This window comes from Collimonas sp. (assembly GCF_035566375.1).
In the GTDB taxonomy this organism is placed as follows: Bacteria; Pseudomonadota; Gammaproteobacteria; order Burkholderiales; family Burkholderiaceae_D; genus Collimonas.
This window is the reverse complement of the sequence record NZ_DATMRK010000038.1, coordinates 1-11,593: the sequence shown is the minus strand read 5'-3', so window position 1 is coordinate 11,593 and position 11,593 is coordinate 1. Positions and strand designations below refer to the sequence as shown.

Below are 11,593 nucleotides of genomic sequence, written 5' to 3'. Positions count from 1 at the left end.
GCCGCCAAGGAAACCGTCGACAACCCCTACGGCCTCGACGCCCTGTGGAAAGGCGGCGACTTCGTAGCCCGCGGCACCCTGATCATCCTGGTGCTGATGTCGATGGGCAGCTGGTACATCATCATCACCAAGCTGATCGAGCAAGTGAAACTGATGGGCCAGGCCAAGAATGCACAGAAGACATTCTGGAAAGCCGGCACGGTAGCCGCAGGTGTGGCTGGCCTCAAGCCGAATAGCGCTTACCGCTATATTGCAGAGAACGGTGAAAAATCCACGGTGCATCACGACGGCGCATTGCTGGAACAGATCGACCTCAACACCTGGGTCACCATGTCGATCCAGCGTTCGGTTGAGAAAGTCCAGAGCCGCCTGCAAGACGGCCTGGCGTTCCTGGCAACGGTCGGTTCGACTGCACCGTTCGTCGGTCTGTTCGGTACCGTCTGGGGTATTTACCACGCACTGACAGCGATCGGTATTGCTGGCCAGGCATCGATCGATAAAGTCGCCGGTCCGGTCGGTGAAGCGCTGATCATGACTGCAATCGGTCTGGCAGTGGCGGTGCCTGCTGTGCTGGGTTACAACTGGCTGGTGCGTCGTAACAAGAGCGCGATGGAAGAAATCCGTTCGTTCAGCGCCGACCTGCACTCGGTCCTGTTGAGCGGCGTGATGTCCTCGAGCTCGGCTGGCCAGGTTGCGCATATCAATAAAAAGGTTGGCTGATCATGGCAATGTCACTCGGCTCTCCCGATGGGGATGAAGACGAAGTGATCGGCACGATCAACACGACGCCGCTGGTGGACGTCATGTTGGTTTTGCTGATCATCTTCCTGATCACGATTCCGGTGGTGACGCATACGATTCCAGTGAAGCTGCCGAACGAATTCGACGAACCTTATAAAACCAAGCCAGAGAACATCAACCTGGCGGTGAATAAGCAAGGCGACATGTTCTGGAACGAGCAACTGGTGCCAAACACCACTACCTTGCTGTCGAAGTTGAAAGAAGTGGCAGTGCAGGTACCGCAACCGGAATTGCATATCCGCGGCGATCAGCAAACCAAGTATGAATATATTGGCAAGGTGATCTTGACTGCACAGCGGGCAGGTATAGCGAAGATCGGTTTCATCACTGAACCGCCTGCGCGCAACTGAAGGAGCATCACATGGGTATGAATGTAGGTTCTTCCGGCGGCAACGCCAATGATCCGGAACCGATGATGGAAATGAACATGACGCCGCTGATCGACGTCATGCTGGTGTTGATCATCATGCTGATCATCACGATCCCGATCCAGAATCATGCGATCAAGCTGAACATGCCAACCGGTAATCCGCCACCGCCATTGTCGTTGCCGGTAGTCGATACGGTGGACATCGATCCAACCGGCACGGTGATGTGGAACGGTACGCCAATGGCTAGCCGTGCTGAACTGGAAGATCGTTTGAAGGGCGTGGTTGCCGGCGGCAATATCGATGAAGTGCATCTGCGTCCGAACAAGGCGGTGGAGTACAAGTCGGTGGCGGCGGTGATGGCTTCGGCGCAACGGCTGGGCGTGACCAAGATCGGTATCGTTGGTAACGAGCAGTTCATAGGGCAATAAATAGTATGTTTTTAATCAGAAAACGCCAGCTTGTTGGGCATTTACAGTGGATTTGTACATACCACTTAAAGACCGATTGACAGCGGCTTTCTGTCCTCATACAGTAAATCCAGTTTGTTTCCGCCAATAAAAACAATGCCAACGGCAGATGAAAGCGATGGATGCAACAACATGATTGAATACCTGATCGGTGTCGACGGCGGTGGAACCGGTACCCGTGTACGGGTTGCCCGCAAAGATGGTGCATATGCCGGCGACGCAATATTTGCGTTTGGCCATGGCGGGCCATCCGGCCTCATGCACGGCGTGGAACAAGCCTGGTCGGCTGTGCTGGAAACACTCAACGCCGCATTTTCGAGCGTCGGTGCAGTCCGGCCGGCATTGGAAAAAATGGCTATCGGACTGGGGCTGGCCGGCGTCAACAACAAACAATGGGCCGCCGATTTTGCCGCAAAAAATCCGGGTTTTGGCGACGCCGTGCTGGAAACCGATGCGTTCACCACGCTTGTGGGCGCACATCAGGGCCGCCCCGGCGTCATCATCGCCATCGGTACCGGCAGCGTTGGTGAAGTGCTGACGGCAGACGGCGAGCGGCGCGAAGTCGGCGGCTGGGGCTTTCCCGCCAGCGACGAAGCGGGCGGCGCCTGGCTCGGCATGCGCGCCGTTACACACGTTCAGCAAGTGCTGGATGGACGGGCGCCGGGCAACGATTTTGCGAGCGCGCTGATGCAATTCTGCGAACGCAGCTGCAGCACGCATTTCGATAGCCATCGCGACAGCATGTTCGCCTGGCTGGCAAACGCCAGCCAGACCAAATACGCCCAGCTGGCGCCGATCGTCGTGGCCTACGCCGAACGCGAGCCGGCGGCACAACAGATAATGACGGCTGCGGGCCAGGAAGTGGCTAGAATTGCTGCTGCGCTTGATCCCTCGGGACGATTGCCGATTGCATTGTGCGGCGGCCTCGCCGCACATTTACACGCTTACCTGCCTGCACTGTTGCGGGCACTCGTGGTCAAGCCGCATGCAGATGCGGCAGCGGGCGCCCTGCGGCTGATCGATGAAAGATTAAAAGGGAAAAAAACATGCTAGCCCAGATAGAAAAACTCAAGCCGGACGCCGCCAGCGACACGCCCTTGTACCTGCAACTGGTGAACCGGCTTTCAGAGCAAATCAATAGCGGCGTCTGGCAGCCGGATGAGGCCTTGCCATCGGAACGGATCCTGGCCGACTCGCTGGAAATCTCCCGGGTCACCGCGCGCAAAGCCATCGACGTCTTGTGCGAGCGCGGCATGCTGATCCGCAAGCGCGGCTCCGGCACTTACATCACGCCCAAGCTTGAGCAGCCGCTGTCGCGCCTGACCAACTTCAGCGAAGAGTTGCGGCAGCGCGGTTTCCGCCCTGGTTCGCAATGGCTGTCGCGCGAAACCGGGATCGCGGTTGCCGAGGAAATCCTGGCGCTGGGCTTGTCGCCCAACACGGTGGTATCGCGCCTGAAGCGCTTGCGTACTGCGGACGACGTGGTGATGGCAATCGAAACCACCACCATCCCGGCGCACTACCTGCCGGACCCGAAAGCGGTGACGGATTCCCTGTATGTCCATCTGGAGACACTCGGCGTGGCGCCGGTGCGCGCGTTGCAGCACATCCGCGCCATCAACGCCAGCGCCGACCAGGCCAAGCTGGCGGATATCAAGACTGGCGCGGCGATGCTGCATATCACCCGCGTCGGCTATCTGGAAAACGGCACGGCGATTGAGCTGTCGCATTCGTATTGCCGCAGCGATTACTACGACTTCGTTGCGGAGTTGCGCCGATGATGAGTGAGCGCCAGTCCGATGGCAATTCAGATGGCAACTCAGGTGGCAACTACAAAGGCGAACTCCGAGGTAATGTACTGACCCCGCAAGGCTGGGTTCACGGTACCTTGCATTTCGACGGCCGCATCAGCGCGATCGAAGGTGCGGCGGTCGATCCCGACGACAATCTCGATCCTTACATCCTGCCCGGATTCATCGATTTGCATGTGCACGGCGGCGGCGGCAAAGACATCATGGACGGCGGCGACGCGGTCTACGTTATCTCTGCCATCCACGCCCGGCACGGCACCACCAGCATGCTGGCCACCACCATGACTTCGCCGCTCAGCGATCTGGAGCAAGCGCTGGAAGCTTGCGGCCACGCTTGCCGCCAGCGCCGGGCCGGTACAGCGCGGGTACTCGGAGTGCATCTGGAAGGCCCGTACATCAATCCCGGCAAGCTCGGCGCGCAACCTGATTTTGCGCAGGAAGCGACGCTGCAAAAAGTGGCGCGCCTGAGTGCGCTGGCGCCGGTGAAACTGATTACGGTCGCGCCGGAAATTGCCGGTCATCTTGAGGTGGTCCGCACCCTCAGCGAATCCGGCATGCGGGTGCAGATCGGCCATACCCTGGGCAGTTATGAGGACGGCGTGCAAGCGTTGCAGCATGGCGCTTCCGGGTTTACCCATCTATTCAACGCCATGACCGGATTCCAGGCGCGCGCGCCTGGCATGGTGGGCGCGGCGCTGGCGCATGCACGTTATTCGGAACTGATTCCAGACCTGCTGCATGTGCATCCAGGGGCGATCAAAGCGGCCCTGCGCGCCATCCCTCGCTTGTACTGCGTGACCGACTCGACTGCCGCCACCGGCATGCCTGACGGCGCCTACATGCTAGGGCGCCAGCAGGTACACAAATGCATGGGCGGCGTGCGGCTGGCCGACGGTACGCTGGCCGGCAGCACGCTGACCATGGACCAGGCTTTGCGCAATCTGGTCGGGCTCGGCCTCAGCCTGGAGGATGCTTCGCGCCGGGTTTCGACCTATGCCGCCGATCACCTGGGTTTGCCGGAGCGCGGCCGTCTGGCAAGCGGCTGCTGCGCCGATCTGGTGGTGCTCGACCGGCAACTTAATTTAACCGCGGTTTATGTAGAAGGGGAAAGAATTGATCTCGCAGAAGTTTAGTTCGCAAATGTTGCAGGAAGCGTGTTCCGCAGCCGAATACGTCACGCAACAGCTGCAGCGCGATGGCGAGCGCTACGCAGCGCTTGGCGCCAGCTTGCGCCGCGCCCAGCCAGGCAGCGTGCTGACCGTCGCACGCGGCAGTTCCGATCACGCCGCCAACTATTGCGCCTACCTGATCATGGCGCGCCTGGGCCGCATCGTGGCCTCGCTGCCGATGTCGCTGGTGACGCTGTACAAGTCGCCGTTATTGGCGCGCGATGCATTGGCCATCGCGATTTCGCAATCGGGCCAGAGCCCGGATGTGATCGAACCTATCCGTTATTTCCGCGAAGGCGGCGCGACTACCGTGGCTCTTGTCAACGATACCGCCTCGCCGCTGGCCGCCAGCGCGGAGTGGACGCTGCCGCTGCATGCCGGCCCGGAGTTGAGCGTGGCGGCGACCAAGAGCTTCATCACCAGCCTGACGGCGGCGGCGCGGCTGGTGGCGCACTGGCAGGACGATGCTGAATTCCTGGCCCAGATCCAAGCCTTGCCGGCAGCGTTGCAGCAAGCTTCCGAAACCGACTGGTCGGCCGCTATCGAGGTATTGGCGCCGGCTTCGCGCATCATGGTGGTCGGGCGCGGCACCAGTTTTCCGGTAGCGCTGGAGGCCGCTCTGAAATTCAAGGAAACCTCGGTGCTGCAAGCCGAGGCATTTAGCGGCGCCGAGATCAAACATGGTCCGATGGCTTTGATCAACGAAGGTTATCCCTTGCTGATTTTTGCCACACGCGGGCCGACTCAGGCGGGCCTGGTCAAGCTGGCTGAAGAAATGCGCGGCCGTGGTGCGCGGGTGCTGTTGGCGGCGCCGGCCGATATCGCCCAGCGCGACCTGACCTTGCCGCTGGCGCCGACGCCCGACCTGGATCCGATCGTGGCGATTCAAGCTTTCTATGTGATGGCCGCCAATCTGTCCATCGCCCGCGGGCTTGATCCGGATCGGCCGCGTCATCTGAGCAAAGTGACCAAGACCAATTAATCGATGGACCGATGGAGCAGCGATATGAGCAGCACCGATAGCCAAGCCGCATCCCAAGACAAGCTGAACCAGGCGCGTCGCAGCGCCGGCCAACTGATCATGATCCGCATGCCGGGCACGGTGCTGGATCAGGACACCGCGCAGTTCTTGCGCGACAACCATATCCGCGCAGTCTGCCTGTTCCGCCAGAATATGGTGAACCCTGAACAACTGAGCAAACTGACGGCCGACTTGCGCGCCGTGATGGGACCGAATGCACTGATAGGCATCGATCAGGAAGGTGGTGCAGTGGTGCGCGCCACCTGGCTGCCGACGCCGCCGGCGGCAATGGCGCTGGGCGCGATTGGCGATGTCGCGCTGGCGCGCGCGGTCGGGGCGGCGGTGGCGCGCGGTATTAAAGCGCTGGGCTTCAACTGGAATTTTGCGCCAGTGCTGGATCTCAACAATAATCCCGCCAATCCTGTCATCGGCGAACGTTCTTTCGGCTCCGATCCGCAACGCGCCACCGAACTGGCGCTGGCGTGGATGGAGGGCAGTCTGGAGCAAGGCGTGGCTTGTTGCGTCAAACATTTTCCCGGGCACGGTGATACCCATGTCGATTCCCATCGCGATCTGCCGACGGTGAGCAAATCGCGCGGCGCACTGGATGCGCTGGAGCTGGCGCCGTTCAAGGCGGCACGGCGGGCGCCGGCCATGATGAGCGCGCACATTGTCTATCCGGCGCTGGATCCGGAACATCCGGCGACCTTGTCGCGCAAGATCCTCACTGATCTGTTGCGCACCGAATGGGAATATCGCGGCGTCGTCATTACCGACGGCATGGACATGCACGCGATCGCCGGCCGCTATGGCGTCGGCAAGGCTGCGGTGCAGGCTCTGGCCGCCGGTGCTGACATGGTCATGGCGCTGGGTAATCGCAGCACACAGGAAGAAACCTTGGTGGCGCTGACGATGGCAATTGCTGCCGCCGATGACAGTAGCAAACCCGGCAGCGAGCTTGGCAGTGCCGCGCTGGCGGCTAGACTGGCGCGGCTGGACGGTTTGGCTGCCACCTATCCCTGTGCGGCCGGTGCTTATCTCACCGAGTCTGCCGATGAACGCCTGATGGCGAATGCATGGCGTCGCGCTTTGACCGTAGTTGGAACTCCGCAGCCCTTGGCGGCCGGAACAAAAATTCGTTTGCTGGCTTGCGCCGATGCCGCCGGCGACGGCGTTGCCGAAGCAGGGCTGCCGGCGCAGGCAGTCGCGGCCTTGCTGGCGCGTCGCTACGATGTCGAACTGGTGACTTTCGAGGATGCAGAAAGCCTGGACTGGGCCGCGCTGCCGGACGATGGCAGGACAGTGGTCCTGGCGTCGACCACGCGTTTGCGCTACGGCGAAAAGGCCAGGAAAAGCTGGCGGCCCGATCTTCATCTGGTGTTGTGGAATCCGTTTCAGATATTGGATATCGCAGCGCCGGCGCTGGTCACTTACGGTTTTTCTGCAGCGGCGCTGGAGGCAGTCGCCGACTGGCTGGCAAGAACGCTCGAAGCGCGCGGCAGGATGCCGGTGCCGGTTGCGGCGAACGGCTTGCAATAAACCTCCAACATTATTCACGGTTTCAAAATTCATGACATCGCCACGGCAAAAGTCATCTGGGGTCAGAGTCAACTTTCGCAGTGCTTCATCGCGAAACTTGACTCTGACCCCACATGACGGATTCGGAGAAAGACAGAGTGCACAACGCGGTTTTGTTCTTTTAACGATGAGTCAGTACTCCGTAGCCCGCTAAGTGGGGTCAGAGTGAAGTTTCTGCAAAAGGCGTGCAGAAAGTTCACTCTGACCCCAGTTAGCTGCGTTGGTTAAGCGCACCGAAAAACCAGGCACGGGCATTGTCATGTTTCATGAAACTCTCAATAGAATCCGTTATAACAATCTTACCCACGGTGGCTGCTGACATGCCTAATCAAGATAGACCCGAACACCATCCCGCACTCTGGGTGCCAACGCTGTATTTCGCCGAAGGCCTGCCGTATTTCGTGGTGGCGACCATCGCCGGCCTGATGTACAAGAGCATGGGCATGGCCAACGACCAGATCGCGCTGTGGACCGGGATGCTGGGTTTCGTCTGGGTCTTCAAGCCGCTCTGGAGTCCGTTCCTGGAAGCCGCGCGCAGCAAGAAAGCTATCGTGCTGCTGTTTCAGTTTTTCGGCGGCGCCAGTCTCGGGCTGGTGGCGCTGGCGCTGCATTTGCCGAATTATTTCGCGGTCAGCATTGCCTTGCTGGGATTGGTGGCGATTGCTTCGGCAACCCATGACATCGCCGCCGACGGTCTGTATATCGCCAGCCTTAGTCCGACCCGGCAGGCAACTTACGCCGGCTGGCAGGGCGGGTTTTACAATGTCGCCCGATTTTTTTCGCTGGGCGGGCTGGTGGTGCTGGCTGGATATTTCGAGAAACGCATGGCGGTGGCGCAGGCTTGGAGTCTGATCTTCGGCATGCTGGCGTTGAGCATGCTGCTGCTGGCGATCTACCATTTCTGGGCCTTGCCGGCTGGCCGCAATGCGGCGCGTCCGGCGGGAGGGATGCGGGGTGTCTGGCTCACCCTGCGCGACGTGATCATCGATTTTTTCCAGAAGCCCGGCATCTGGCTGGCCATCGCATTCATCATCCTGTTTCGCGCCGGCGAAGGGCAGATCACTACTATCGGCCCTCTGTTTCTGCGGGCGGGGCGGGCTGAAGGCGGGCTGGGACTGGCGACGGCGGAAGTCGGCGCGGTGTACGGCACCCTGGCCACGGTCGCCTTCATATGCGGTAGTTTGCTGGGCGGTTATTTCACCGCCTGGCGTGGCTTGCGACGCAGTATGTTTTTCCTGATCCTGGCGATGAACCTGCCGAATCTGGCATATTTTTTCCTGAGCACAGCCATGCCGAGCAGCCTTGGTGTCATCGCGGCCGCCCTGAGCCTGGAAATGTTCGGCTATGGTTTCGGTTTCGTCGGACTGATCCTGTTCATCATGCAGGAAGTTGCGGTTGGCAAGTATCAGATGGCGCACTATGCGCTGGGTACCGGCATCATGCAGCTGGGCTACGTGCTGTTCAAGATGCTGAGCGGGACGATTCAGGGCGCGCTCGGTTACCAGCACTTTTTCCTGTGGGTGCTGGTTTCCGCGATCCCGGTTTTGCTGTTGTCGCGCATAGTGCCGATCGGCCGTCATGAGCAGGCCGCCGATGCGGCGGCACAGCCGGCTGCGATCTGAAGCGGTGATGAACTATTTTTTTCACGGCTTGTTACTGTCGGTGCTGGCAGCGGCGAATGCTGGGGCCGCTGCCGGTATTTTCTTTGACGACTTTCACTATGCCGATACCGCTGCGCTGATCAATGGCGGCTGGAAGATCCGCGACCAGCAAGGCCATCCGGGCATAGAACATGGACAATGGGGACCAGGCACTATCAGTCTGGTTGACGATCCGAACCTCAACGGCCAGCGCTTGCTGCGTTTGGAGGCGCGCACCGACGGCAAGCCAGAAGGCACCTTCCAGGCGCAGCTCTGCCATCAGCGCAAATATTTCGAAGGCACTTACGCCGCTCGCATACGCTTCACCGATGCACCGATACGAGGCCCTGGCGGCGATCTGGTAGTCGAAACGTTTTATACCGCCAGCCCCTTGAAGCACGATTTCGATCCGCAATACAGCGAACTGGATTGGGAATACCTGCCCAACGGCGGCTGGGGTAATCCGCACAGCAGGTTGTATAGCGTGTCCTGGCAAACGGTGCAGATGGAACCCTGGCAGGCGTTTAACCAGGTGCATGAAGAACCGCGCGCACTGGGCGGCTGGCATACCGTGATGATGCAAGTGGCAGCCGGCAAGATCCGCTATTTCCTGGACGGTGTGCAGCTGGATGAACACGGCGGCCGCAATTATCCGGCGCAGCCGATGGCGATCAATTTCAATTTGTGGTTCTCGCCCAGCGGTGTGCTGCCCGATACCAAAGCGGAGCGGCGCTACCAGCAGGATCTGGCTTGGGTGATACACGTCAAGGACCAGCTGTTGTCGCCGACGCAGGTTGATGCGACGGTGAATAGCTACCGGCGGGCGGGAGTGCACCAGATCGACAGCGTGGCGGCCATGACGCCGCCGTTGCCGTCCAATTGCGATTTTTAACGGTCTTAATCAAGCGAGAGACAGAATGAAACTGATGCGACTATCGATGTTGCTGGCGGCGCTGCTGCCCGGTATGGTTATGGCAGCGCCTGACAAAGCACCTGCCTACAAGGTGGTGGCTTACTACTTACCATCGCAACAGCGCCAATACTCCGCAGCAGATATCGACGCCAGCAAGATGACGCATCTGAATTACGCATTTGCGCTGATCAAGGATGGTGAAGTGGTCGCCGACCAGTCCTCTGGCACAGATCAAAGCGCGCGCGATTTTATTGTGCTGCGCGGATTGAAAAGCCTCAGTCCCAAGCTGAAAACTTTGATCTCGGTAGGCGGCTGGGCCGGCTCCAAAGAATTTTCAGACGTGGCGCTGACGCCGCAATCGCGCAAGAAATTTGCCGACAGCGCCTTGGCCTTCCTGCGCAAAAACGGTTTCGACGGCGTCGACATCGATTGGGAATTCCCGGTAGCCGGCGGTGACGCCGCCAATACCGTGCGGCCGGAAGACAAGCAGAACTACACGCTATTGCTGCAAGCGCTGCGCGAGCGTCTCGACAGCGCGGGAAAGCAGGAACATCGCAGCTATCTACTGACCGCTGCGGTCGGCAATAACCAAGGGTTTTTCCAGAATACCGAAATGGCCAAGGTCGCCGCGATTCTCGATTGGGTCAATATCATGACCTACGATTTCAGCGGATCATGGAGCAAATTTGCCGGGCACGTAGCGCCCTTGTACAACGACCCGGCGCTGGCGCGGCCCGACGCCAACCCCAAATTCAATGTCAGCAGCACGGTCGAGATGGCCTTGCAGGCTGGCGTTCCGGCTGCCAAGCTGGTGCTGGGCATGCCTTTCTACGGCTATAGTTGGCAACAATGCGGCGCACCGCAGCATGGACAGCATCAGGATTGCAACGGCAAAGGCCGCGGCAGCGTCGAACCGGGAGAACTGGATTTCGCCGACATCAGCGGCACGCTGGTCAATCGCAATGGTTTTACCCGTTATTGGAACGAGGCCGCCAAAGTGCCTTATCTGTTCAATCCGGATACAGGAGAATTTGTCAGCTATGACGATGTCGAGTCGCTGGATTACAAAATCAAGTATTTGAAGCAGATGGGATTAGGCGGCGCGATGTTCTGGCAGTTGTCTGCCGATCGCAACGCTGTGCTGCTGGATAAAGTGGCGGCGGAGCTGTTGCAACCCTAGCGCTCGTTTCAGCGCATTCCATGTGAAATTCACGCAAAAAACCTTACTCCAGATGCCAGCCACGCGCATATAAACAGGACTTTACGATCTCGTCGCGCTCGCTGGCATTGATATCGTATTGCGAATACGAGGGCGGCATATACATGCCGGGGTAGGTGGTGCAGTGGGTATCGCCCTTGTCATTTCTGCGGCAGTAGGTATTGCCTGGCGTTTCCATCCCAGGGTTGACCTGGCTCACCACCACAATCGGATAAACCCGCATCGCCTCTTGCTTGCAGGCGAATTCATCGGGATACAGCGCGGTTGCCGGTTTGTTCGGATTAACCCAGGTCGAGGCGCAGCCGGACAGCATGATGGCGGACAATACAGCGATACCTGAATACAGGTTTTTATTCATGGAAATCTTTTTCGGAATAGTCAAAGCGTGTTTGCTTGCTCAATAGTAGCATCCGAATTATTGAGAGTTTCATTATTCATGGCATCGCCACGGCAATAGTCATCTGGGGTCAGATACCGTCTTGAATAGCAAGCCCGTTGGTTAAATAATTTGGATCGAAGGGCTTGCCAGTACGGACCACCCCGTAAATAAGATGCGTCATTTTGTGCATGACGGCCCCGATGACCGCTTTTTTCGCCATGCCG

The 11,593-nt window shown here is 59.3% G+C and carries 12 protein-coding genes; 11 read left to right on the top strand and 1 reads right to left on the bottom strand.

The genetic code is table 11. From position 1 onward, the window contains the following. The 11 genes from VNZ60_RS12505 to VNZ60_RS12455 form a co-directional block, all read left to right on the top strand. On the top strand, positions 1-720 hold a 720-nt coding region (locus VNZ60_RS12505), incomplete at its 5' end, for a MotA/TolQ/ExbB proton channel family protein (protein WP_325659589.1). Positions 721-722: 2 nt separating this feature from the next. After that, positions 723-1,151 (top strand): ExbD/TolR family protein, encoded by a 429-nt coding sequence (locus tag VNZ60_RS12500; protein WP_325659588.1) that lies wholly within the window; start codon positions 723-725, stop codon positions 1,149-1,151. 11 nt (positions 1,152-1,162) lie between these two features. After that, positions 1,163-1,600 (top strand): ExbD/TolR family protein, encoded by a 438-nt coding sequence (locus VNZ60_RS12495; protein ID WP_325659586.1) that lies wholly within the window; start codon positions 1,163-1,165, stop codon positions 1,598-1,600. Between the two features lie 171 nt (positions 1,601-1,771). After that, the gene (locus VNZ60_RS12490) at positions 1,772-2,692 is read left to right on the top strand and encodes a glucosamine kinase nucleotide-binding domain-containing protein (RefSeq protein WP_325659584.1); all 921 of its coding nucleotides are present in this window, start codon (positions 1,772-1,774) and stop codon (positions 2,690-2,692) included. After that, the gene (locus VNZ60_RS12485; RefSeq protein ID WP_325659582.1) at positions 2,686-3,420 is read left to right on the top strand and encodes a GntR family transcriptional regulator; all 735 of its coding nucleotides are present in this window, start codon (positions 2,686-2,688) and stop codon (positions 3,418-3,420) included. Before VNZ60_RS12490 ends, VNZ60_RS12485 begins: the two co-directional genes overlap by 7 nt. Beyond that, the gene (gene nagA, locus VNZ60_RS12480; RefSeq protein WP_325659593.1) at positions 3,420-4,583 is read left to right on the top strand and encodes an N-acetylglucosamine-6-phosphate deacetylase; all 1,164 of its coding nucleotides are present in this window, start codon (positions 3,420-3,422) and stop codon (positions 4,581-4,583) included. Before VNZ60_RS12485 ends, nagA begins: the two co-directional genes overlap by 1 nt. A 7-nt stretch (positions 4,584-4,590) precedes the next feature. Then, entirely contained in the window at positions 4,591-5,601 is a 1,011-nt protein-coding gene (locus VNZ60_RS12475; RefSeq protein WP_325659591.1) for an SIS domain-containing protein, read from the top strand. A 24-nt stretch (positions 5,602-5,625) separates the two neighbouring features. Beyond that, a complete protein-coding gene (gene nagZ / locus VNZ60_RS12470; RefSeq protein ID WP_325659581.1) occupies positions 5,626-7,179 on the top strand; it encodes a beta-N-acetylhexosaminidase in 1,554 nt (517 codons plus the stop codon). Positions 7,180-7,538: 359 nt separating this feature from the next. Further along, positions 7,539-8,840, top strand: a complete 1,302-nt coding sequence (locus VNZ60_RS12465; RefSeq protein WP_325659579.1) for an MFS transporter — start codon at positions 7,539-7,541, stop codon at positions 8,838-8,840. Positions 8,841-8,847: 7 nt separating this feature from the next. Continuing rightward, on the top strand, positions 8,848-9,750 hold the full coding sequence (locus VNZ60_RS12460; protein ID WP_325659577.1) for a glycoside hydrolase family 16 protein: 903 nt from the start codon (positions 8,848-8,850) through the stop codon (positions 9,748-9,750). A 25-nt stretch (positions 9,751-9,775) separates the two neighbouring features. Further along, complete coding sequence (locus VNZ60_RS12455; protein WP_325659576.1) at positions 9,776-10,951, top strand: glycoside hydrolase family 18 protein; 1,176 nt, start codon at positions 9,776-9,778, stop codon at positions 10,949-10,951. 43 nt (positions 10,952-10,994) lie between these two features. On the opposite strand, the gene VNZ60_RS12450 is transcribed toward VNZ60_RS12455, so the two are convergent. Beyond that, positions 10,995-11,348, bottom strand: a complete 354-nt coding sequence (locus tag VNZ60_RS12450) for a hypothetical protein (protein WP_325659574.1) — start codon at positions 11,346-11,348, stop codon at positions 10,995-10,997. Positions 11,349-11,593: the final 245 nt, after the last annotated feature.